We start from the raw sequence: 24757 nt of genomic DNA, 5'->3' as shown, positions 1-24757 counted from the left end.
AGGTGACCGCCGCAACACGGCACTTAAAGTTTTATACCTCGCTTTGGGCGATGATGCCGCATGATCAAAGCGGCGTTATTTTACCGTTTGATGAGATATGCGAGATGGTAGCGTCAGCCGGTTATGATGGCATGGCGATTGACCTTGGCGCAGGCGATGTGGAACAGGCGCACGCGATTCGGCCCCACATGGAACGTTGCGGACTCACCCCCCTAATCGTTGCCTTTCCCAAAACCATCGACTCGCTGCATGACAACTTGTTAATGGCAAAAGATTTTGGCGCACCCTTTGTAGATGTGATCGGTCAAGTGATGCCGCTGTCTGTTGATGGAATGATCCCGGTGATACGCAAATGGGTGGAGATGTCTGAAAAGCTGGACATGCCAATCCAGTTTGAAACGCACCGAAATTGCATAACCAACGACCTATACGCCACTTTATGTTTGCTGGATGCGGTACCGGAAATGCGGCTTTGTGCGGATCTGTCGCATTTTGTCGTTGATCGCGAATTCAAGCTACCACTCGCCGACCGTGATGCTGGGATGATCCATCGCATTATTGAAAGGTCAGACAGTTTTCAAGGGCGTGTCGCCAGCCGCCAGCAAATCCAACTTCAGTTGGATTTTCCTCAACATCAAAAATGGGTCGAATTATTCAAAAAATGGTGGCGTGACGGATTGATAAGCTGGCGCCAACGCAACCCATACGGTAACTGTATTTTCCTGTGTGAACTCGGCCCGCCAGAATATGCCATGACTGATGCGACTGGCCAGGAATTGTCCAACCGTTGGGAAGAAGCTCTAAAAATTAAAAGCTGGGTAACAGAGATCTGGTCTGATCTGGAGCGCCGTTAACGGCGCTTATTGATTGCCTCTGCCAAAACACACATCAATTCAAACATCAAGGACACACCCAGCCACGCAGTGCCACCAGAGGGATCAAAAGGCGGCGAAACTTCAACAAGATCCGCACCAACAAGATTAACGCCACTCAACGCGCGAATAACTTGTTGTGCTTGAAAAGAATTGGGGCCGCCAATTTCTGGCGTTCCAGTGCCAGGGGCAAAGGTTGGATCTACAAAATCAATGTCAAAAGAACAATATGTCGGAGAATTTCCGACGATGGCACGCGCCTCTTCCATCACCGAAGGAATTCCGCGATCAAATAGCTCGTCGACACGGATGATGCGCACACCTTGCGCCTCGCCCCATTCAATATCATCGTAATTATATGCTGTGCCGCGAATACCAATTTGCACAACCTTTTTTGGGTTCAGTAGACCTTCCTCAATGGCCCGTCTAAAGGGCGTGCCATGTGTGTATTTAAACCCCCCAAAATAGCTATCAAACAAATCTGTGTGCGAGTCAAAATGAATCATCGCGAGAGGCTTATCTTTTACCAAGCCACGCAAAACTGGCAATGACACCAGATGGTCACCACCAGCAGTCATTGGTGTGATGTTGCGGTGTTTTAAATCAGCGTAAAATGCTGTTATGCGTTCAAGGCTGTCTTGTAAATCAATAGGATTAGGGCCAACGTCGCCGAGATCAGCACAGTTTACCATCAGAAACGGATTAATTCCAGTTACTGGGTTCATCGCACGGATCATTGTTGAAAGGTCCCGAAGTTGACGAGGTCCGTGTCGAGGCCCAGGTCGGTTAGTAGTGCCCGCATCCCAAGGAACACCAACAAGCCCCATATCAACACGATGAATTTCTGAAGAATCCATACTGAGGTGCGGCAACCGCATAAAACTTGGCATTCCAGCAAAGCGCGGCATCTCAAGCGCCGACACCGGTTGGAAAAATGGATCGTTACGCATTAAGTGTCTCCTGCTCTAAACGACAAAAACCTTTGCATAACGGTCCGGAACACGCCAGTTAATCTTTAACTTTCGTTATTTTTTCTTCTCACTGATCATTTTCAAGATTGCATTTGCCACGCTTAATTTTTCTTCATCTCCTTTCTTACGGAACTGACTTGCGCCAGCGACTTACCTTCATATTAATTGATGCAATTTAATTACAGCGGTGCAACAAATATAAAAAACAGAGGATGACAGAATGAATGGTCAAAAAGTATTGATCACAGCTGGCGCTTCAGGCATCGGCCATGCCCTTGCAGAAGCCTTTACCGCGGCCGGTGCAAATGTATGGGTGATCGATGTATTACCCCTTTCAAAAATTGATTTCTCAGCAAGATGGCGATACGATCGAGTTGATGTTCGCGATGCTACCGCAATGCAGAATTTGTTTGATCGTATTTTGACAGAATGGACTGGCCTTGATGTGCTTTGTGCTAATGCGGGTATATCGGGCCCAACCGCTCTCATAGAAGATCAGCCAATCGAGGCGTTTCGGGATTGTATCGCGGTCAATCTGGAAGGCGCCTTTCTCGCAGTGCAAGGTGCGCTCCCAATGATGAAGCAGCAGCGAAAAGGCGCAGTCATCTTCACGTCTTCCACCGCAGGGTTATATGGGTTTCCGTATCGGTCACCCTATTGTGCCAGCAAATGGGCGATACATGGGTTTATGAAAACCCTGGCTATGGAAGCAGGCCCCTACGGTGTCCGCGCGAACGCGATTGCACCTGGCTGTGTGGACGGGCCACGAATGGATAACGTGCTCCTTAAAGAAGCAGTCCAGAAAGGTACTGAACCTCAAATGGTACGCCGTGCTTACGAAGCGGGCGTGTCTATGCGTAGTTTTGTAACTGTGGATGACATTGCCGCAATGGCTGTGTTTCTTGCTTCTGATGTCGCTGGCCGAATCTCTGGCCAGGTTATCGCGGTTGACGGACATACCGAAAACCCAGATCCAAAAGTAGGAACATCGCAATGATACAGCTCGAAGGCTAAATTAAAAGCCGGGCGAAAAACAAAATAAAATGAGGCTGTTTAACTTAATTCATATGCATATTGAAAAAAATTTACAACTACCTGATCCAATTGAGCTATCGTGGAGCTCAAGCCGGGTTCGCTTTCGCAGTGTTTTTTTTCGCTTTCGCGCCTGAAATGATGCCATCATTCGCACTTAATGGAGATAAAGCCGATAAGATGCTGCCGACAGGGAAAATCTTTAGCCCCGAGATGAAAGCACAAAGGGTCATAGCGCACCGGGGAATGTCAGGACAATACCCCGAGAACACTCTCATCGCATTTGACGCTGTGAGGCATGCGGGCTTAAAGTGGATTGAAACTGACATCAGCATGCTTTCTGATGAAACCTTAATTGTTTTCCATGACGAAGTTCAAGGCCGGACCGTTGCCGGCAACAAACTGATCTCGGATACTAAATGGAAAGACTTCGAGAATGCCGATGCGGGTCTTTGGAAAGGAGGCCAATTTGTTGGCCAAGAAGTATTGCGTTTGGAAACATTGCTCTCTTGGGCAAAAAAGCATGATATGGCACTGATTCTTGAAATGAAATGCCATGGTAATCGCGAATATCGCTCAGCTGAGCTGCTCGCAGCGTCATTGCAGATTCGCCCAAAAGTAACGATTATTGTATCAAGTTTTAACATAGATTTTCTTCGTTATTTTAGGGTTTTTGCCCCACACATCCGCATTGCCAGTATTCATAGTTTTTTCCCGGAGAATTTAAATTTCCTGAAAACCAATCTGGCAGTAGAGGCAGTCCACCTCGATCGCAAATTGATCTCCACATCAACTGACGTGATGCTTTTTCATCAACAAGGTATCAAAATACGGGCCTGGACTGTCAATGATCCAAGCGATGCCAAAGATCTTTTTGATTTGGGTGTTGATATGGTGATGAGTGATTATCCGGAACGGATTTAGATGTTGCCACCGGTTGAATAATCGTCCCGAAAATCCTGCTGGAACAATCATGTTTACGAAAGCCTAACTTTTAAGTTAGCTACCCAAACCTAATTAATACGGACCCCTTGGCGCAGTAGCTCATTTTGCACAAGACTGATGTTAATTTCTTCAAGATCCCGACTATATTTTAACGCAACAGCTGCTGCAACACCTGCCCCCTGTCCAGAAACTGCACAACAAGCCATGTTGCGTGTTGCGGCATGCGCGACTTTGTCTCCGCCGGTGGCACGGCCAACTACCAACAAGCCTTTTACCAACTTTGGAATTAATGATCGATAAGGGATATGCATATATCTGCCCGTTGTTGGAAGGATTAGAATACCATAGCCATCAATGAATTCAGGATAAATACCGATGCTGTCGTCAAATCGTGCCTGATGGCGTACATCATTTTCCTGCATATTATAATGCGCATCAATTTTTCTTGTGTCGCGGATACCAATTGTCATACCAAAATTACGTAACCGTATGGCCTCACAACCAGGGGCGTATTTTCGCAAAGCCTCGATTGCTAGCATGGCTTGCTTGCGCCCCTCAATCTCAAAATGGGTCAGGTCATCCGGGTCAGTCCCATCGCAGCCAGCTAGATGAACAAGGTTCATATAGGTCATCTCGCCAGTATCATGAACCGCACCCCAAGTACCTGAGATGGTTGACAAGTCCGCAGGTATAAGGCCATTTATTCGGGCTTGCTCGAATGGTCTTTTTAGGAAAGGCGAGAACATTTTATCTTCTTTGCCATCGGTCTCAACTGACCATTCTCCAGTTGACCAGTCTGCATATGTCTGTGGGTTAGCCTTTACATCTTCCATAAATTTGGCTTTGTCCAAGCCAGCGCAATGGAACATAACACTTGCAGCTTGAAGTGCTTCTTTTGGTGGTTTCGTTGTCGGTGCACCGGCGCGGTAAGCAACATCAGCATCACCCGTTGCGTCGATAACAATTCTCGCCAGCAACGCCTCTCGCCCAGCCTTTGATTCTGTGATGATGCCAACTATCTCGTTACCTTGCATTATAGGCTTTACAAACATCCGGTGAAGCATGGGGTGAATTCCTGCCTCTTGAACCAGCTTGTCGGCAACCAATTTAAACCCTTCGCTGTCAAGCTCGTAAGATAAGCTCTGGCTTTCAGGGACGGCCGCCCCCATGTCCTTTGCACGTTCTTCAAATTCACGGCCGATTCCATTAGCCTCAACAGTCTGTTCGTGTCGGTACCATGCAAACCCCTCAACACCCACAGTTGTTATGTTTCCACCAAAACAGCCAAAGCGTTCGACAAGGGTTGTCTTTACCCCTGCGCGTGAGGCAGATAATGCTGCGGCGAGGCCACCCGGGCCAGACCCAACTACTAGTACATCTGTTTCATGGATGATATCTATTTCCTGCGCAGGCTCTGCAAAACGTCTCATCGCACCTTCCCCCAACCAAAATTCAAAACTCTGTCCTGGTCAAAAATTTTGTAACCACTATACCAATGATTGTAAAATTAAAGGAATCCTATCTTTGGATCCAACTATGGGGCAATCAAAGTCATCCGCTTCGATTTCTTTTGAGCTTTCGGAAGGATAAAGGCTAGGTTGTGTGTAATAGTTTACAGGAACATAGATGAACCATTGATGACCTCTACAGCGACACCATATCAATTTGACTATGTGATCATCGGATCTGGATCCGCCGGTTCGGCCATTGCCTATCGGTTGGCTACTGCAGGGCAAGGTTCAATCGCTGTTATCGAGTTTGGCGGCAGTGACGCTGGCCCTTTCATTCAGATGCCAGCCGCTTTGTCCTATCCAATGAACATGTCTAGCTATGATTGGGGCTACAAATCTGAACCCGAAGCAGGCCTTGGCGGCCGTTCGCTCGTTTGCCCGCGCGGCAAAGTGATCGGAGGGTCGTCTTCCATTAATGGGATGATATATGTCCGGGGCAACCCCTTAGATTATGATCACTGGCGTGACCTTGGGGCAGCTGGTTGGGGCTATGCTGACGTCCTACCATATTTCCGACGCATGGAAACATCGCATGGCGGCGAATTTCCGTGGCGAGGCAATGATGGGCCGTTGCATATTACCCGAGGGCCACGCGATAACCCGCTCCATCATGCCTTTGTTGAAGCAAGCCTGCAGGCCGGCTATAAAGTAACTGCTGATTATAATGGCTATCGTCAGGAAGGATTTGGGCCAGCTGACATGACGGTTTGGAAAGGCCGCCGGTGGTCCACGGCCAACGCATATCTGAAGCCTGCAATAAAAAAAAGAAAGGTCAGGCTTTTTACCCGAACTTTGGCAGACCGAATTCTTTTTGAAGGAAGACGCGCCGTTGGTGTTCGAGTTTGGCGCAAGGGCAAATGCCAAGATATTATCGCTCAAAAGGCGGTGATCCTGTGTGCAGGTGCGATTGCAAGTCCAACAATTTTGCAGCGGTCCGGCATTGGCTGTGCCGATACCCTTAAAGGGTTTGAGATAGAGGTCATCGCCAATCGAAAGGGTGTTGGAGGCAATCTACAGGACCATCTTGAGGTTTATTTTCAGATTGCTTGCCGAAAACCGGTAACACTTTATAAACACCTCAATCCCATCTCAAAGGCCCTCATCGCTGCTCAATGGCTATTCTTCAAGTCTGGTTTAGGCGCCTCGAATCAGTTTGAAACACTTGGATTTATCCGATCAGACAAAAACATTACCTATCCTGATATTCAGTATCATTTTCTGCCAGTAGCTATTCGCTATGATGGCACTGCACCAGCGGCCGGCCATGGGTTCCAGCTTCATGTTGGGCCAATGCGGTCCAAGTCACGAGGCCATGTGAAGATTAAATCGTCAAACCCAAACACACCCCCTGAAATAAAATTCAACTATCTTTCTCACCCAGATGATCTTCCTGAATTTCGCAAGGCATTGCGACTTAGCCGTGAAATTCTGGCGCAAGAGGCGATGCGTCCATTTTACGATCACGAGATTCAACCGGGTGCGAACGCGGTAATGGATGCAGATTTGGACGCATTTATTCAGAACGAAGCTGAGTCAGCCTATCATCCGTGCGGGACCTGTAGAATGGGTGCCAAAAATGACCCCTTGGCTGTAGTCAGCCCAGACTGCCGTGTTATTGGCACAACGAATCTGTTTTGTGCGGATTCATCGTTATTTCCGCGTATCACCAACGGCAATTTGAACGCACCATCAATCATGGTTGGCGAGAAAGCCGCTGATCACATTTTGGGGAAACCGCTTTTAGCCCCGGCTAATGATAGGCCTTTTAGACACCCAGACTGGCAATTAAAGCAACGATAGGCAGCTTTAACCATTAGTATGTTTGAATTTTAAAGCCCGAAAAATAAAAGATTTTTAAGATACTGACCTGATCATTTTCCCTTTGCTCGGCGTGCATCAACCTGTTCGTCATTATCACGAGCCTCTATGTAAATGATTGTCATAGCACGTTCCCAGATGTAATGGTTTATTGATGGCTTTTATTGTTGTTGAGGGGGAATGACAATTGAGTTCTGAATTTTCTCTACTTATCAGAACATTGCTTAACGGTCCCATACAGCAAGCACCGCAGCAGCAGATTATCAGCGATGGGCTTGGCTCTTACAGCTATGTTGAATTTATCAACCGCCTTAGTCGCTTTGGCCAGATATTGAGACGCTTCGGCGTTCGACACGGTAGTGTCGTCGCAATAATGGATTGGGATACGCACAGGTATCTCGAGAGTTTTTTTGCGGTGCCAATGTTGGGCGCGACATTGCATACTGTGAATATACGTCTTTCGCCGTCGCAAATCGCCTATACGATCGACCACGCAGAAGATGATATTATTCTAGTTCATGTTGATTTTTTGCCATTGCTTGAGGAAATCATACCACAAGTCAAACGAGATGTTCGTTTGATCATAATGCGTGATACGCCAGATCGTGAATTGCCTCATACAACCCTTCAACTTGAAGCGGTGCTTGATGAATTGTTTTTAGAAGCCGATTCAGATTTCTCATTCCCCAACTTTGACGAAAACACACGGGCAACAACATTTTACACAACAGGTACAACTGGTGATCCAAAGGCGGTTGCTTATTCACACCGCCAACTTGTTCTGCACACGATGGGTATTTTGGCAACATTGGGACCAATGTCGGCAAGTAATCGCTTTCATGGTCGTGATGTTTATATGCCGATTACACCGATGTTCCATGTGCATGGATGTGGCTTTCCCTATGCCGCAACCATGCTTGGCTTAAAACAAATTTACCCAGGCCGCTATGATCCAAACAGGCTGATGAAACTTGTCTGTGAGCATCGGGTTACGTTTTCGCATTGTGTTCCAACCGTTCTACATATGTTACTGGGTTGCAATGCCGCAGCCTCAGCTGATCTGTCAAATTGGAAAGTGGTTATCGGCGGTTCAGCATTACCGCGAGGGCTAGCAGAACAGGCATTAGCTAGAGGCATCAATTTATTTTCCGCTTACGGTCTCTCTGAGACGTGCCCCTTCTTGACGGTCGCGCATCTAGATCCAAATGATGAGAGTGACATTGAAGCGAGGCTAAAAGCTGGGCAACCCGCGGCAATGGTAGAGCTGCGTGTTGTCGATACGGTAATGAATGATGTTCCTCGTGATGGCAAAAGTGTTGGGGAAATTGTCGCCCGTGCTCCGTGGTTGAACAAGGCATACCTAAAGGATGAAGTTTCAACAAAAGCACTTTGGCGAGGTGGGTATATGCATACGGGAGATGTGGGCAGATTTGATGAACAAGGTAACCTTATTATTACGGACCGCGTCAAAGATGTTATAAAATCTGGTGGCGAGTGGATTTCATCTTTGACTCTTGAAAGCATCGCATCAACCGTCCCGGGTGTTGTTGAAGTTGCAGCGATTGGTATTCCTGACTCAAAATGGGGTGAGCGTCCCATGTTGCTGGTGGTACAAGATAAGTCAAGCCAGATCGCCGCATCTGATCGCAAACCCATCATTCAAGAGATGATAAAGGCAGCATATAAAGAGGCAATTGCCGCTGGTGTTATATCAAAATGGGCATCGCCTAACCGAATAGATATCGTTGACAAAATTGCCAAAACGAGTGTTGGAAAAATTGATAAGAAAGCCCTTCGCGCGACAATTTTAGATGCTGAAACATAGGATATAGGCAAGGGTTTTCCAGAAGAGCAATCTCCACGCCGAAGCGATCCTAGAAAAGTCAATTTGCTTAGCCTTTGCTCCAGTTAAAGACGCAGAGCATGATGGTGCATCCCTGTAAGCTTAAGGCCTAAAACGTGTTAAAGCATAGACGATAAATGGTCAATTCATTCGGCAGATGGGTCGGTTGTGCCGGAGTTATACTGTTATCTTTACAGCCGTTTACAATAAAACTGAAAGGTGATTATTTAAACTGACCAAAGGGGGGAGCCAAATGCCATTAATTATGAATAAAGAGGTTTTTATTACCTGTGCAATCACAGGATCCGGTGGGACGCAGGATCGAAGTCCACATGTGCCGCGCAGCCCTAAACAAATTGCTAAAAGCGCCATTGCTGCCGCCAAAGCAGGAGCTGCGATTGTTCATTGCCATGTGCGTGACCCAGAAACAGGCAGGCCGAGCCGTGATCTTGCCTATTATCGTGAAGTTACGGACCGGATCCGTGACTCAGCGGTGGATGTAGTGTTGAACCTGACAGCAGGCATGGGCGGGGACATGATTTTTGGCGGCACAGAAAACCCTCTACCACTGGCGGCAGGCACCGACATGGCCGGTGCAGTGGAACGTGTTGCGCATGTGGCGGAATGTCTGCCCGAAATTTGCACACTTGATTGTGGAACTATGAATTTTGCCGAAGCAAATTATGTGATGACAAACACCCCAGGCATGCTGATGGAAATGGGCCGGATGATGACTGAGCTCGGGGTGAAGCCCGAGGTTGAGGCGTTCGATACTGGCCATTTATGGTACGCCAAGCGACTAGTTGCTGACGGCGTGCTAAAACCGGATGTGCTTGTTCAGCTTTGCATGGGTGTTCCGTGGGGTGCACCAGATGACCTCAACACCTTCATGGCGATGGTCAATAACGTGCCTGAAACCTGGACCTTCTCTGCGTTTTCACTGGGACGTCATCAGATGCCTTATGTTGCAGCGGCTGTTTTAGCCGGTGGTCATGTTAGAGTTGGGCTGGAAGATAATCTTTGGCTGGACAAAGGTGTTTTGGCTACTAACCAACAGCTGGTCGCCCGCTCAAAGACCATTATTGAGGCAATGGGCGCTCGCGTGATTGGTCCCGATGAGGTGCGTAAGCAGCTCAAACTGATAAAGCGTGCGCCACACGGCTAAGGAGCGGATAATGACAAAGACAATTGCGATTATCGGTGGCGGTGTAATTGGAGCGGGTTGGCTAGCACGATTCCTTTTAAATGGCTGGGACGTATCTTTTTACGATCCAGATCCCGAGGCAGAACGCAAAATCAGCGATGTATTGGTTAATGCTCGTCATGCCTTGCCGATGCTTTATGAAACAAGTCTACCTGTTGAGGGTAACATACGTCTGTGCAACACAATTGCTCAGGCCGTGCAAAATGCAAGCTATATCCAAGAATCTGTGCCGGAACGGCTTCAGCTGAAGCAAAAGGTATTTGCTGAAATTCAGGCCAATTGCCCAGAGGACGCAGTGCTAGCCTCTTCCACCTCAGGGTTCAAGCCATCCGAATTGCAAGAAGGTAGTCCTCGTCCAGAACAGATCATGGTCTGTCATCCGTTCAATCCGGTTTATCTTTTGCCATTGATTGAACTTGTACCAAGTCCTATAACTGGGCCCGGTCAAATTGCCGCGGCAAAAGAAACCCTCTTAAAGGTTGGGCTATTTCCACTACATATAAGAAAGGAAATTGATGCCCATATTGCTGACCGCCTTTTAGAAGCAGTCTGGCGCGAGGGGCTGTGGCTGATCAAGGACGGCATAGCAAACACTGAAGAAATTGATAATGCGATCCGCTATGGGTTTGGTTTGCGCTGGGCACAGATGGGCCTTTTTGAAACCTATCGCATCGCTGGCGGTGAGGCAGGGATGGCACATTTTCTCTCACAATTTGGGCCTGCTCTGAAATGGCCTTGGACCAAGCTCACGGATGTGCCTGAGCTAACCGAAGAGCTTGTTGAAAAAATTGCTAGTCAGTCTGATGCCCAGTCAGGGGCAATGACGATACGTGCGTTAGAGCGTTTACGAGATAATAATTTGGTCGCTATGATGCGCGCTCTTAAACAGCAGGGAAGTGCCGCAGGCCAGCTAATCAAAGCGCATGAGAAGACAATTTCTCTACCGGCGAAAGCCGCACGCGCGTCCCGCACCATTTCCCGTATCATTCCAATCGACTGGACGGATTATAACGGCCATATGAATGAAAGCCGCTATGGACAGGTTTTTTCTGATGCCGCAGATAGTTTTTTGGCAAGCATCGGTATGAATGAAACATATGTTGCCGGCGGTTATAGCTACTTTACAGTTGAGACAGCAATTAAATACGTGCAGGAAACGCATGCCGGCGACGCAGTGATTGTAGAAACAGAAGTAATGATGGCTGATGGCAAAAAACTAAAATTGGCCCATCAGATGAAGCGGGCTGACGATAATAGACTATTGGCTTCATGTGAGCAGTTTCTGCTACATGTTAGCCTTGTAACGCGTAAATCATGCGCACCGCTGAGCCCGGTCGCTGAAGCGCTTGCATTGTTATGAGGGCAGACTGGAAAGAATAAGGGGCAACGAGATGGATTTTGGTTTATCTGAAGAACAGAAGATGATTGTCACGACCGTGCGCAGCTTTGTTGAAAAAGAAATCTATCCACATGAAAATCTGGTTGAGCGAACAGGTGAAGTGCCAAAGGAAATTGCCAAAGACATAATCAATAAAACCCGCAACCTAGGATTTTATGCCTGTAATTTTCCAGGGTCTGTTGGTGGTGCTGGGCTAAGCCATCTAGAATTTGCCTTGGTTGAACGTGAACTTGGCCGTGGCTCTATGGCACTCACACATTTTTTTGGTCGACCACAAAATATCCTAATGGCATGTAAAGGTGAGCAAATTGAGCGCTATCTTTTGCCAGCGGTTCGTGGCGAGAAGATGGATGCGCTGGCGATGACGGAGCCCGATGCTGGTTCTGATGTGCGATCGATGAAATGCGCCGCTGTACGTGATGGTAATGACTGGATTTTGAATGGCAGCAAGCATTTTATTTCTGGTGCGGAACACGCAGATTTTTTGATTGTCTTTGTCTCGACAGGTGAGGAGGATACCCCACGAGGACCCAAAAAGCGAATTACAACTTTCCTTGTAGATCGTGGAACACCGGGATTTACCATTCGTGATGGTTATCAGTCAGTCAGCCATCGAGGTTATAAAAATATGGTTCTGGAATTTAATGACTGCCGACTGCCAAACGCACAGGTTCTTGGTGAAGTTGACGGTGGCTTTGAGTTGATGAGTACATGGCTTTACGCAACGCGCATAACAGTTGCCGCAATGAGTGTCGGTCGAGCCCGTCGCTGTTTTGATTATGCGCTTGATTACAGCGCAAACCGTAAACAATTTGGCCAGCCTATTGGCAAATTCCAGGGTGTCAGTTTTCAGTTGGCCGATATGCTGACTGAGATTGATGCCGCAGATTATCTAACTCTTGCTTCAGCGTGGCGGTTAGATAAAGGCTTGCCTGCTAATCGTGAAATCGCATCTGCGAAGCTCTATGCAACGGAAATGCTGGCTCGAGTGACTGATAGCACCTTGCAGATACATGGCGGTATGGGATTAATGAGTGATTATCCAATTGAACGCTTTTGGCGTGATGCAAGGGTCGAGCGGATTTGGGATGGCACCTCTGAAATTCAACGTCATATCATCAGTCGCGATCTTTTGCGTCCACTGGGCGCCTAATCCGGGAAGGCAATTGGCATGTCTGACTTGCGCCGATTATTAAACCCAAAAAATGTTGTGGTAATCGGTGGCGGGGTATGGGGACGTTCAGTTATAGACCAATGCCAAAAACTTGGTTTTGAGGGTCAGATTTTTGCGGTTCATCCCACCGCAGAAACCTTAGCCGGCGTCTCTACTTATCGCTCAGTAAGTGATTTGCCGAGCGCTCCAGACGCAGCCTTTATTGGAGTGAACCGGTTCGCCACTATTGACCAGGTGAGAGCTCTGAGCGCAAAAGGTGCTGGCGGTGCTGTATGTTTTGCCTCTGGTTTTCTGGAGGCCAAAGAAGAAGATGCTGATGGCGCCACATTGCAGTCCGCGCTGATTGATGCGGCAGGTGGAATGCCTATCATCGGGCCTAATTGCTACGGTTTTGTGAATTACCTTGATCGGTTTTGCCTTTGGCCGGACCAGCATGGTGGGCGAGCTGTTGATACTGGTGTGGCTATTGTCACGCAAAGCTCCAACATAATGATTAATTTATCTATGCAACAGCGCGGTCTGCCCATCGCCTATGCACTGACAGCAGGCAATCAGGCGCAAACGAGTTTGGCGGCATTGGGGCGGGCAGTGTTAGATGATCCGCGGGTAACGGCGTTAGGACTCTATATTGAAGGTATTGGTGATCTAGATGATTTTGAAAGTTTGGCGCGCCATGCTTCTATGCGTAACAAAGCTATTGTTGCTTTGAAGGTTGGCTGGTCAGAACAGGCGCAGCAAGCAACCATTTCCCATACTGCTTCATTAGCAGGCAGCGCGACATCGGCAGATGCGCTTCTAGCGCGCCTTGGTATAGCTAGGGTTAATAGTCTAGCTGAGATGATTGAGGCTCTGAAAATTCTGCACCAAGTTGGTCCACTGACCGGCAAAAGACTGGTCTCAGCCTCATGCTCCGGTGGAGAAGCCAGTTTGATGGCGGACACTGCACACAGGCAGCAGAACGGGGTCGTTTTCCCAGCACTGACCGAAACCCAACGAGACGGTCTACGATCCGTTTTGGGTGAGAAGGTCGCCTTAGCTAATCCGTTAGATTATCATACATATGTTTGGGGCAATTTGCCCGCAATGGCTGATGTCTATAGTGCAATTCTTGATGCTCCCATCGATTTTGGTATCATTGTGGTGGATTTTCCGCGCGCAGATAGATGTGATGGTGCCGCATGGGATTGTGTTATTGAGGCGGCGCGGATAGCACAAAAGCGCACCTCTAAAGCCGTTGCGCTGCTTGCCTCTCTCCCTGAAAACATGCCGGAAGATCGCGCTTTACAAATAGCTAAGGCGGGCCTTGTCCCGTTGTGTGGTCTAGAGGTTGGGCTAGCAGCTATTGCGTCAGTAGCCTCAGTTCATCCAGCACCTGAAGCATCTGTAATTGCGGCGCCCCGCCTTGGCCAAACACATATATTAGATGAGATAACGTCAAAAGCTATTTTGTCGGATTATGGCGTTGATTTACCGCATTATATAGTGGTGGCTCAAGACAAGTTGCCAGCAACCTTGCCCTTTCCATATCCTGTTGTTCTTAAAGCCATTGGTGAGGCTCATAAGTCGGAGGTCGGAGGGGTTATAATAGGGCTTTCGGATCAAACTGAGCTGAAAAGAGCAATGTTAGAAATGGATCAACAACGTTATATAATCGAAGAATTTATAACTGATTCAATTGTTGAATTGCTTGTCGGAATTGTTGGTGACCCTGCGCACGGATATGTGCTTACTCTCGCTGCGGGCGGGGTATTTACAGAGTTACTCAGAGACAGTGTAAGCCTGTCATTGCCCGTCAATCAGAATGATATTCTGAACGCTCTTCAGCAGCTTAAATTAGCTCCCATGTTGACAGGCTATCGTGGCAAGCCGGCGGTTGATAAACCTGCCCTAGTCAAGGCCGTGCTGGCGATGCAGACATGTGTGCTAGACAGACGTGCTAGTTTGGCTGAAATTGAAATTAATCCGCTGATCCTGACATCCAAGTCAGCAGTTGCAGTGGACGCGCTTATTCGGATTGGAGAAAATGCAGATGCCTAGCCCCATTCAAACTCAAATCAATGGTCATGTTTTAGAAGTGACGATCGATCGGCCAAAGGCCAACGCTATAGATTTGGTGACCAGCAGGCAAATGGGAGAAGTCTTCCTCGGTTTCCGCGACAACCCAGAACTAAGAGTGGCTATTCTCACCGCCGCTGGTGATAAATTTTTTTCAGCCGGGTGGGATTTGAAAGCAGCGGCAACAGGCGATGCTGTAGATGGTGATTACGGCGTTGGTGGTTTTGGTGGATTGCAGGAATTGCCGCATCTGAACAAGCCATTAATTTGTGCCGTAAACGGTATTTGTTGCGGTGGCGGGCTAGAGATGGCCCTCTCTTGCGATATTATTTTGGCTGCGGAACACGCAACTTTTGCTCTCCCCGAAATTCGCTCAGGCACAGTTGCAGATGCAGCTTCTATCAAGTTACCGAAACGCATCCCTTATCATATCGCAATGGAGATGCTGCTAACTGGTCGCTGGATTGATGTTCATGAAGCCGCTAAATGGGGTCTGGTTAACCATATTTATCCCAGAGATCAAATTATGGAAAAAGCACGAGAAATAGCCCAGCTTTTAGCCTCTGGCCCACCTCTTGTTTATGCAGCCATAAAAGAAGTGGTTCGTATGGCAGAGGATATGAATTTTCAAGATGCGCTAAACCGGGTTACTAAAAGCCAACTACCAACTGTTGAAAAACTCTATAATTCTGAAGACCAGCTCGAGGGAGCTCGTGCTTTTTCTGAAAAAAGAGACCCTGTCTGGAAAGGTTGTTGAGTCTTCTTTATTGCCCAAGAAACCGGAAAGACGGAAAGTTCTGACAATTCAGCTGCACGCATCTATTTATATATTAAACCCTCTTACCTATTAATGTTTATCTCTTTTGCCCTTTAAATTACGCACACGAATTATATTTGCGATAAACATTGTTGTCCGAGGATAATAAACATACGGCTTGTCATCTTTGGACACTGGCCGAGCGATAGAGCGAGCAATAGTGAAAATTATCAAAACAATATGCGCCATTGAGATATGGATAAAAAGATATAACGTTCCATGCATGCCTATCAAAAAGCCAGCAATGATTGGGGAAATAATAGCGCCAAGAGCGTAGAAAAAAATTAAAGATGCACTGAGGTTGAGCATTTGATTTGGAGGTGCAAAATCATTTGCGTGTGCAGCTGACAATGAATAAATAGGAAAAGTGCATATCCCAAATAGGAACGCAAATAGCAATTGAGCGCTATAGCCATGCGCAGCTAGGTCAACTAGCCCGCTACCAATCGCCAAACACACAATCGTAGACAAAACGCTAAAAACCATCAGAACCAAACGGCGATCAAGGTGGTCGGCAAGAAAACCTGCTGGAGGATGGACGACAATCCCACCGACAACTGCAGTGGTCAAAAAATAAGACATTTCCATGTAAGACATGTTTAGATCTTTTGCAAATAACGGCGCAATTGATCCAAAAGCCGCACTCGAAACGCCAGCAACCACTACACCCAGAGTGGCAAGGGGCGATACTTTATAGGCAATAAATGGTTGAAATATATTTGTTTTTGGAAGAGCAGGCTCCTTACTTAGGGTAAAAGCTAGTGGAATTAGTGCAAGACACATTATCATTGCGAGCATATTGTAAGATATGTAGCTTGCAGGGGTCAAAACACCTATCAGGCTATTTGCTAGAATCTGACCGGCAAAATCAGAGATCCGATAAATCGAAAAAACTCGGGCACGGATTTTATTTCTGGCCTTTGCTTGCAGCCAACTTTCAATAACCGTGTAACAACCTGCAACCGCGAAACCACCAAATATGCGCGCTATAGTCCAGTAATATGCGTCAGCATAAATTGTGTGTGCGATTATCGATATAACGCCACAAGCCGTGAAGATAGCAAAAGCCCGAGAATGACCCGCCCGGAAAACCAGTTTTGGCCCAATTAAACATCCAACCAAAAAGCCGACAAAATGTCCAGATGCGACAAGCCCAATATCAACACTGGTAAAGCCTAGAACAGCTCCAGAAACACTGTCAAACGGTCTCAGGGCACCTATGCCCATTTGCACAAGCATGACTGATAAAAGCAGGGCTGAGAGAGAAATTATTAGCTGCATTTTGGCTTTTCAATTCGCTAGGCCTGAAGCATTCACGTTGACAGGAAAGTGAGTATTAATGAAGCGAATTTGATAATAGAAGGGTGCAAAAGAATAAAAATTCTTATTTACTCTCTTCTTTAACAACCCACATTCTTCAAAGAACATTTTTGGATGGTTAGATCTCCTCACGTCCATATGCAGGCCGAAAGCGCTCCTCCCCACTAGCATTGACATGCATCCAGCGTGAAATTCAAAACATGCTCCTCATTACCCAAGAGATGATGCTCCCGATAATGCAGTTATTCGAGAGATATTATAAAAAACGAAGCAAAAAGATCCTTGAAAATAACGAGCGACTTCATCGTGCATTTGATGGCATTCGTGAATATTCGAGCGAGCTCTCAAAAGAAATCACGTCAAGGGGCCGCAGCCGCCAGCTCCGGAATTTAATCGAATTCGCTATTGCGATCGAAGCTGCAGGAAATATTGTTGCCAAAACTCTTTTGCCGCTCACCCTAAGCCGCCAGACAGAAGGCATTCACTTTTCCGCTGAAGGTCTTGCTGAGCTGGAAAGCATGCATGATCACATCATTGCCAACATTTCACTTGCAAACAACGTGCTGATCTCACGTGACGTAGACATTGCACGCCAGTTAGTAGAAGAAAAATCCAAACTCTCTCGCCACTAGCGGAAAAGCCGTAAACGACATCTAGAACGCCTTGCCGCTGGACTGTCTGAAAGTTTTGAGACGAGCGACTTACACCTTGAAACCAGCCTTGCTTTCAAGGAGTTCAACAGCCAAATAGCTACTATCGCCTACCCTATTCTATCGCGTGAGGGTGAACTTCTTGACTCGAGATTAGTAGACAAAAATTAACTGTGACAATTGACAGCTATGACAAAGCACCGATCTGGCGGTGACCAAAGCTTAAACTGTGAGAATGAGAGATGACTTATCCTTCCCCATTTCTATAGCCGGGCAATCTAAATCCAAAGATTGATGCATAAACCATCAAAGTATCATAGTGGAATTTGTTTGAGCGGCGTCGTTAGATTTGATCAATTCATGAGTAAAAAAAATCACTATTTATTTTCTATTTTTTGTTTTTGTTGACTGGTCGCAACTATGGTGGCGTGGGTTGGTCTGCATGGCGTATTTTTTATTAGAGCTTTATGTTGAGGGGTCCTAAATGGAACAGGCAATTTTTATTCTCTTGCTGGCCTCAGCGTTACTCCATGCAACTTGGAATCTGATTTTAAAGTCTGCTCCAGATAAACCAGTTGCTGTCATGGCTATTTTTTTTACCAGTCTGCCCTTAGCGTTAGCTGGTTTGGCCATCGCAGGGATACCGAGATTGGAGGTTTTACCGGTAGTTTTGCTCAGCGCTGCCATTCAAACAGGCTATAACATATCTCTATTTAAAGCATACACTATTGGCCAGTTAAGTAGCATTTATCCCGTAGCAAGAGGATCAGCACCATTATTTGTTTTTGTGATTAGTCTGGGACTTTTTGGGTCTGAGGTGTCAAAAGACACTGCTCTAGGTATTGCTGTAATATGCGCCGGACTTGTTACATATGGTTTGGTACAATTACGGCGGGATGGATTTCACAAAAAAGAGCTGTTGTTGGCGCTTGCCAATGGGTTATGCATAGCTTTGTATTCTCTCACAGATGCTTATGGAACTAGGCTGGCTGGCAACGCCGTGTCATTTTAACACACCTAATTTATGTGCTTGTAAACAACTGAAATCAAATATGAAAAGTTAAAGCAGTTTTATCATAATCCGTGTGTCGGGGGTTCGAGTCCCTCCTCCGCTACTAACAAGACGCTTCAGACCATTTTCGAACAATCGACGACATTTCATTCACTTTAGCGACCGCTTCTTCAAGTGCCTTTTGGCTAGAGGCGTGAATGCGTAATAATGTTTGGCCTTTTTCAACTGTCGACGCGACATTTGCGCAAAGGTAGACCCCCGCAGACTTGTCGAGCGGTGCGCCGGCCGCTCTGGCGAGTGCGGCGATCGTCTGAATGTCGATTTCTTCAATAGTGCCGCTTCTGTCCGCATCGATTTCAAATGTAAATCGCCCAGGGTTTAGTTTTTTTGCTTGGCTGCCTTGAGCAAGCACAATTTCCTGCAGTTTTTCGTAGGCTTCACCGCTTGTTAAAATGCTCATAGCCTTGCCATGCCCTTGGCCTCTGTCGACTGCTCCGGTCCATTCAAGAATATGTGCCGCATACTGAACCGATTTTTCCAGAAGGTCTTGTGGGGCATCCGTTTCATTCGACAGAACCTTCAGCACATCAATCGTTTCCAGTACAGGTCCGACACCACGGCCGACAGGCTTTGTCCCGTCCGATAGGTAGGTATGAACTTTAAGCCCAACACCAGCCCCAACCGTTTCAAAAAGTTGCTTCAGGCTTTCGCCGTCTTCCCGTGAAACCGTTTTTGCCTGAGGTCCGATCGGCAAATCGATCAGAACATGCGTCGACCCCGCAGCCAGTTTCTTGGATAAGATCGAGGAAGTGTCCAATAGCGCCGAGGCAAGGCCCAGAGGGCCGTTGATGGAATTCATCACGTCATCAACAGGTGAGTGCGTCAGACGGCCGTTCCAGGCGATACAAGCGCCGGTTTTGTTGACAACCTGTGCCATCTGTTCCGGGGTAAGGTCAACCCTCGCAAGTACTTCCATGACATCGGACGTTCCGGCCGCTGAAGTGATCGCCCGAGATGATGTTTTTGGCATGATCAGTCCAAAAGACGCAATGATCGGAATGATAATCGGTGAGACTCTATTGCCTGGAATGCCGCCCATGGAATGCTTGTCCACAACAATACCCGCGTTCCATTTTTGTTTATGTGCGTATTGTGCACGCGCTCTTGTCAATTCGACGACCTCGTCAATTGTCAGGTTGCGCGAAGCCGACACCAAGAAGCCGGCAATTTCAGAAGCGCTGAACCTTCCATCCACAAGATCTCTGACTATCCTGTGGATTTCATTCGAGTTCAACTCACCACCGCGCACCTTCTTTTGAAGAATAGCGCGACTTTCGGGCGCGGGTGACCGTTCGATTCTCACGGGGTGACCTGGCTCAACGCCTAAGGTGGACAGAACCTTCTCAGATACGGCACAAATGTCCCTCTTCACAAATGACGCAGTTTCAGTCCACCCCAGATCGGCCGTTATCGATTTGCCGTTTGCATAAATGGCCACCCTCTCTGTCCCCGCCAGCAATCGCGTCGCGACTGGATTTTCAGAATGCAACAAACAAAGCGCTTTTGATGCGAAATCTCCGGGAAACTCATTTGCTTCAGCATAAAGGTCGCAAGAGCCAGCAATGACCTCGACCAGCCTCTCGGTCCCCTCTTGCACGGTTGTGTCGTTGAATATCTCTACCGCACTCTCGATATTAGCGGATTGCTCAACAGTTCTCTCGAGGCGGCGGCTGATCTCATCTTCTGTTTCCCTTCCACGTACTCTCAAACGTGCCGCAATTACGTCCTTAGCCGCATTTATGCAAATTACGACCGTTCTTGGCGCTTTGCGTTGGAAAGCCTCGACTTCCATTCTGGAGGTGTTAACCACCACATTGACGCCCGCCTCAAGATCACCAATGATATCGCGCGGGATGCCATATCTGAGTCCGTGAGCCTTCCAATAATGCAGGAAGGCATCATTTGAAACCATGTCTTCAAAAGACGCATCCGTCGCAGGCTTGTGGTTTTCGCCTCCTGCGTCGGTGGGGCGCGTTATGACCCGTTGCGGGAAACGAAACCATCTACCCTCCAAAGCTTCACGCGCTCCGTGAAGCAAAGTGTCTTTTCCAACGCCGCTTGGCCCAACCACAAGAAACAGTGTCCCAGGCATTAGATCTCTCCCCAATAAAGAGAATTGAGCTTCAGATTTCGTCCAAGCCGATGTCAACGCAAGCTACAGACTGGGTGAGGCGCCCAACCGAGATGTAGTCCACACCGGTTTCTGCCTTGGCCCGAATTGTCTCAAGCCGCACACCGCCGGAGCATTCAAGCGGAACTCGTTTGTCGACCATTCCAACAGCCCTTGCCATGTCTTCGTTGCTCATGTTGTCAAGCATGATAACATCAACGCCGCTTGCCAATGCTTCTTCGACCTGGTCCAGACGATCGCATTCGACTTCGATCTTGGTTAGAATTGGCGCATAGGCTTTAGCGCGCTGAACGGCCGCCGTAATGCTGCCGGCAACGGCAATGTGGTTGTCCTTCAGCATGATCCCATTATCCAGGCCGAGCCGATGACTGCGGCCACCGCCACAAACCACCGCATATTTTTCAATCATCCGCAGACCCGGTGTTGTCTTGCGTGAGTCAATTAATGTGACGCCGGTGCCATCTATGGCGTCGACATATTGTGCGGTTAAGCCAGCAATCCCGCACATACGCTGAATCAGGTTGAGGGCTACTCGCTCTGCCGTCAAAAGCCCCTGTGCGTTGCCGGTGACGACTGCGAAAGTCTCCCCTTTTTCAACCCTGTCGCCGTCCTTATGGTTTGTTACAAAGCTGCAGTCGGGGTCCATTTTCTTGAAGACCATTTCTGCAATTTTTAGGCCTGAGAGAATAATGGGCTCCCTCGCATTCATACCAAAATTGGCCACGGCCTCGTCTTCTACCATGATCTTTGCTGTCAGATCATAGTAATTAACATCCTCGTCGAGCCACAGGTCGATCAAATTATTGATCTTGCGAAGGTCAAGCAACATGTTAGCTTCCTTTCATTTGTGTACTAACAATTATAATGGGGGTTAAAGCAATTGCAACGGAAAGATCGCATTACTGGAACCGGTAGTTTTGATATCCTCGGTAGCAATGAATAAGCAGCCCCAGACCAATTGACGCTCCAAGAAGTTTCCAACTCATGTAGGGGACGGACAGTGCCAAGGCGGCCAAGACCATTGCAGCCCGAATGGGCCCAGATAACTTGTCCAGCCACCATATCTCCGAAGCTACTGCGATCAGAGTACAGGCCAGAACTGTTGCCAAGCACACTGCAATCGCTTGGGGGCTTGCAACTGGGGTCAACAATAGGGGGTTCAGCACAAAGATGAACGGCACAATGAAGGCAACGATAGAAAATCGCATAGATATAACCGCAATTCTCAGTGGGTTTGCGCCCGAAATCGCAGCGGCCGCGTAAGCGGCGACAGCCACTGGTGGTGTCATGGCGGACATAACCGCGAAATACAAAAGGAAGAGATGGGCATTCAACTCTTGAAAGCCATAGTCGTTCACAAGGGTTGGACCCACCAATACAGCCGCGAGCACGTAAGCGCTGGGCGTTGGCATACCAAGCCCTAAAATGATAGTTACTACGGCGCTTAGAAAAAGCGTTACAAGGACCTGATCACCAGCCAATGAAAAGGCGACAAAAGAGAATTTCGCCGCCAACCCGGTCATCGTGATTCCGCCTATGACAAGCCCTGCGGCCGCGCAGGCCCCTGTTACGGCCAGCATGCGTATCGTGGTTTCCGACAGCGCCTCAATGGTGCCCTTGAATCCTAATCTGGTTTCGGGCCTTAAGAAAGAGACCAGCCAAACCAGAAACGCGCTACCGGCCGCGACCATTGTTGGGGAATATCCCACAACAAGTAGGGAGACAAGGCCACCAAGTGGAACCAGAAATATCCACCCCTTCCGAAATGTGTCTGCAAGGTTTGGGACCTCTGTTTCATCCAGAGGCGCGAGGCCCAGCGCAACCGATCTGAGGTGTACTTGGATGAAAATACCGAGATAGTAGAGAAGCGCAGGCACCAAGGCTGCCAGCACGATCTCTCCATAGTCAAGATTGGTCATCTCGGCCATGATAAACGCGGCCGAGCCCATGACAGGGGGTAGCAAGCTTCCCCCTGTCGAGGCCGCCACCTCGACACCACCCGCAAGTTCGGGTCGGTATCCCAGCCTTTTCATCATCGGAATGGTAATTGAACCAGTCGCGACAACGTCTGAAGTCGGGCTACCGGACATCGTGCCGAACAAAGCAGAGGACGAAACGGCAATCTTGGCAGGCCCGCCTACCGAACGACCTGATAGCGCAGCCGCAAGCCCGAAAAAGAAGTCACCACCCTTTGCCTTCTCCAGGAATGTTCCAAACATCACGAAGAGAAACGCATATGTAGCCGCGACGCGGACCGGCACGCCAAACAGGCCGTCCGTTGTGTAGACGTTAATATCGATAAAATGCGAAAACGAAATATACCCATGCCCAAGTTGGCCACGGATAAGGTGCCCGTAGAGGTTATACAAGATGAATGCCACAACAATCATCATCAGAAACACGCCAACTGTTCGCCGTGTAATTTCAAGTGTCAGCAGGATTAATATGCCCGCCATAACAAACTGATCCACTCGCAAATCAAAAAGCAGACTTATGCGAGAGGCGGTCTCAGGAATGAAATAAATGAAATAGGCTGCACACACTGCGGCCAGCGCGGACAAGAGCCAGTCAATGACGCCGGGCTTGCAAGGGTTTGCGCGTTCCGTTGCGCCAATAAGGAGGAAAGACGGAACAAAGATCAAAGACAGGAACACAACGGTCAGCGACAACGCGTCGGTGCGAGAAAAGACCGCGGCCCAAAGGACCCAAACCGTGAAGAGAGCAGTGTAAATACGAACGGGCCAATAAAGCCACCCGGTCAAATGCCGTCGCGGTCCCGTTGAAAATAGAAGACTTAAGACACTACCCATCAGGCCTATTCCATTGTCAAGAAGGTAAGGTGTGTTGCGTCAGCCATTGCAGAAACATGGCTGACGCATATGGGTGTCTGCTTAGAAGCCTGCTGCGGATATGACTTCTGCAGCAACTGGATGGTACTTGAACGACTTGAGGGATGCAGCCAGTTCACCGTTGAACGCGCGCATCGCCTTGTGAACGCCCTGGATCTCTGAGGGGTTCTGGAAGATCGCCGTAGTCACAAGTTTGACCAAGGCAGGATCTGCATCTTTAGCCGCTATAAGAGCGGCCGAAGCGCCGAAAGTTTTCACTTCCTTGTCCAGCCATGGGTAAGCACCCGCCGGAATCGTAACAGCCTTAGAGCCGTATTTTTCTTGCATCATCGCGATGGTTTTGTCCGGGACAGACAACAGCGTGAGTTCACGTTTCTCGGCAATGGCCCTGATTTGTCCACTACCGATGAACGTCGCATTAACCCAGGCATCTGCCTTGCCATCTTGCATGATCTTGGATGCGCCACCGGAACCTTGGAATTGCACACTGCCTTTCTTGCTCTCGATGCCGTCAAACGTGACGCCAACATCGGCAAGTGACTTCTCAGCCAGAATCGATGGCAAAATACCTCGCCGATTCACTACCAAATCGAATGATTCTTTGGAACTGGCAAGGTCGGCAATGGAGTTTAGGCCATTTGTCTGAGCATAGTTTTTGTCTATAACCCATTGCATGGGAGCCCAGTCATAGAGCATCGAAACAGCCTCAACGCCACCTGTCGGCTCTTTGAACGGCTCTTCACCACGCTGTGCGATCACCACTTCAGCGACATGCACAATGGCTAGGTCGCATTTTCCCTGCGCCACCTGAACGATGTTCGCAAAGCCACCACTGGATGTCTGATATGTAACTGTCGTGTCCGGCTCGATTTTGCGAACGGCGGCATCAAGGCCCGCGCCGAGCAGCGACCAAAGGCCTCCGGGGCTGCCGCCGCAAAGGGTGATATTCGATGCTGCACTCACCGGATGAGCCGCGAATAGAGCCGCCGCGGCGAGTGCGCCAATGGTTAACTTACGCTTTAAAATCATGGTGTTCCTCCTTGCTGAAGCTGTCTATTTTACTTTTTATTTGTTAGTATACGAACATAATTTGG

19 protein-coding genes are annotated in these 24757 nt (G+C 48.2%); 12 read left to right on the top strand and 7 right to left on the bottom strand.

The window, feature by feature from the left end; genetic code table 11:
• Positions 1-2: 2 nt before the first annotated feature.
• The gene (locus AB8881_09205) at positions 3-854 is read left to right on the top strand and encodes a sugar phosphate isomerase/epimerase family protein (protein ID XDZ62717.1); all 852 of its coding nucleotides are present in this window, start codon (positions 3-5) and stop codon (positions 852-854) included.
• Here the strand turns inward: AB8881_09205 and AB8881_09200 are convergent.
• Positions 851-1822 (bottom strand): agmatinase, encoded by a 972-nt coding sequence (locus tag AB8881_09200; protein XDZ62716.1) that lies wholly within the window; start codon positions 1820-1822, stop codon positions 851-853. The two genes, AB8881_09205 and AB8881_09200, sit on opposite strands and share 4 nt — an antisense overlap.
• Positions 1823-2063: 241 nt before the next feature.
• On the opposite strand from AB8881_09200, the gene AB8881_09195 reads away from it, so the two are divergent.
• Together AB8881_09195 and AB8881_09190 are read left to right on the top strand one after the other, a co-directional pair.
• A complete protein-coding gene (locus AB8881_09195) occupies positions 2064-2840 on the top strand; it encodes an SDR family oxidoreductase (GenBank protein ID XDZ62715.1) in 777 nt (258 codons plus the stop codon).
• 77 nt (positions 2841-2917) lie between these two features.
• Positions 2918-3799 (top strand): glycerophosphodiester phosphodiesterase, encoded by an 882-nt coding sequence (locus tag AB8881_09190; protein ID XDZ62714.1) that lies wholly within the window; start codon positions 2918-2920, stop codon positions 3797-3799.
• 89 nt (positions 3800-3888) lie between these two features.
• On the opposite strand, the gene AB8881_09185 is transcribed toward AB8881_09190, so the two are convergent.
• Positions 3889-5250 (bottom strand): FAD-dependent oxidoreductase, encoded by a 1362-nt coding sequence (locus AB8881_09185; GenBank protein ID XDZ62713.1) that lies wholly within the window; start codon positions 5248-5250, stop codon positions 3889-3891.
• A gap of 207 nt (positions 5251-5457) precedes the next feature.
• Here AB8881_09185 and betA point away from each other — a divergent pair, with 207 nt between their 5' ends.
• The 7 genes from betA (at position 5458) to AB8881_09150 (ending at position 15581) form a co-directional block, all read left to right on the top strand.
• Positions 5458-7131, top strand: coding sequence for a choline dehydrogenase (gene betA / locus AB8881_09180; protein ID XDZ62712.1), 1674 nt, complete (start codon positions 5458-5460; stop codon positions 7129-7131).
• A gap of 205 nt (positions 7132-7336) precedes the next feature.
• A complete protein-coding gene (locus AB8881_09175) occupies positions 7337-8974 on the top strand; it encodes a long-chain-fatty-acid--CoA ligase (protein XDZ62711.1) in 1638 nt (545 codons plus the stop codon).
• Between the two features lie 271 nt (positions 8975-9245).
• Positions 9246-10157 carry a 3-keto-5-aminohexanoate cleavage protein gene (locus AB8881_09170; GenBank protein ID XDZ62710.1) on the top strand — a complete coding sequence of 304 codons (912 nt, stop codon included), beginning with the start codon at positions 9246-9248 and terminating at the stop codon, positions 10155-10157.
• Positions 10158-10167: 10 nt separating this feature from the next.
• Positions 10168-11556 (top strand): carnitine 3-dehydrogenase, encoded by a 1389-nt coding sequence (locus AB8881_09165; protein XDZ62709.1) that lies wholly within the window; start codon positions 10168-10170, stop codon positions 11554-11556.
• Positions 11557-11587: 31 nt separating this feature from the next.
• The gene (locus AB8881_09160; protein XDZ62708.1) at positions 11588-12748 is read left to right on the top strand and encodes an acyl-CoA dehydrogenase family protein; all 1161 of its coding nucleotides are present in this window, start codon (positions 11588-11590) and stop codon (positions 12746-12748) included.
• Positions 12749-12766: 18 nt separating this feature from the next.
• The gene (locus tag AB8881_09155; protein ID XDZ62707.1) at positions 12767-14806 is read left to right on the top strand and encodes an acetate--CoA ligase family protein; all 2040 of its coding nucleotides are present in this window, start codon (positions 12767-12769) and stop codon (positions 14804-14806) included.
• Positions 14799-15581, top strand: coding sequence for a carnitinyl-CoA dehydratase (locus AB8881_09150; protein XDZ64545.1), 783 nt, complete (start codon positions 14799-14801; stop codon positions 15579-15581). The genes AB8881_09155 and AB8881_09150 overlap by 8 nt, the downstream gene beginning before the upstream one ends.
• Positions 15582-15671: 90 nt before the next feature.
• On the opposite strand, the gene AB8881_09145 is transcribed toward AB8881_09150, so the two are convergent.
• Positions 15672-16922, bottom strand: a complete 1251-nt coding sequence (locus AB8881_09145; GenBank protein XDZ62706.1) for an MFS transporter — start codon at positions 16920-16922, stop codon at positions 15672-15674.
• A 275-nt stretch (positions 16923-17197) separates the two neighbouring features.
• Here AB8881_09145 and AB8881_09140 point away from each other — a divergent pair, with 275 nt between their 5' ends.
• Together AB8881_09140 and AB8881_09135 are read left to right on the top strand one after the other, a co-directional pair.
• Positions 17198-17593, top strand: coding sequence for a hypothetical protein (locus AB8881_09140; protein ID XDZ62705.1), 396 nt, complete (start codon positions 17198-17200; stop codon positions 17591-17593).
• Positions 17594-18095: 502 nt separating this feature from the next.
• Positions 18096-18623: a hypothetical protein gene (locus tag AB8881_09135; protein ID XDZ62704.1), complete on the top strand. Its 528-nt coding sequence runs from the start codon at positions 18096-18098 to the stop codon at positions 18621-18623.
• Positions 18624-18726: 103 nt separating this feature from the next.
• On the opposite strand, the gene phnN is transcribed toward AB8881_09135, so the two are convergent.
• The 4 genes from phnN to AB8881_09115 all read right to left on the bottom strand — a co-directional run bounded on the left by phnN (position 18727) and on the right by AB8881_09115 (position 24692).
• Complete coding sequence (gene phnN, locus AB8881_09130; protein ID XDZ62703.1) at positions 18727-20775, bottom strand: phosphonate metabolism protein/1,5-bisphosphokinase (PRPP-forming) PhnN; 2049 nt, start codon at positions 20773-20775, stop codon at positions 18727-18729.
• Positions 20776-20806: 31 nt separating this feature from the next.
• Positions 20807-21643: a carboxylating nicotinate-nucleotide diphosphorylase gene (nadC, locus tag AB8881_09125; protein XDZ62702.1), complete on the bottom strand. Its 837-nt coding sequence runs from the start codon at positions 21641-21643 to the stop codon at positions 20807-20809.
• A gap of 70 nt (positions 21644-21713) precedes the next feature.
• Positions 21714-23624: a TRAP transporter permease gene (locus tag AB8881_09120; GenBank protein ID XDZ62701.1), complete on the bottom strand. Its 1911-nt coding sequence runs from the start codon at positions 23622-23624 to the stop codon at positions 21714-21716.
• A gap of 81 nt (positions 23625-23705) precedes the next feature.
• Positions 23706-24692, bottom strand: coding sequence for a TAXI family TRAP transporter solute-binding subunit (locus AB8881_09115; GenBank protein XDZ62700.1), 987 nt, complete (start codon positions 24690-24692; stop codon positions 23706-23708).
• Positions 24693-24757 lie beyond the last annotated feature (65 nt).

Source organism: Alphaproteobacteria bacterium LSUCC0396, assembly GCA_041228345.1.
Taxonomy (GTDB): domain Bacteria; phylum Pseudomonadota; class Alphaproteobacteria; order Puniceispirillales; family Puniceispirillaceae; genus UBA3439.
Note: the sequence above shows the minus strand (reverse complement) of the source record. Positions and strands in the feature narration are given on the sequence as shown.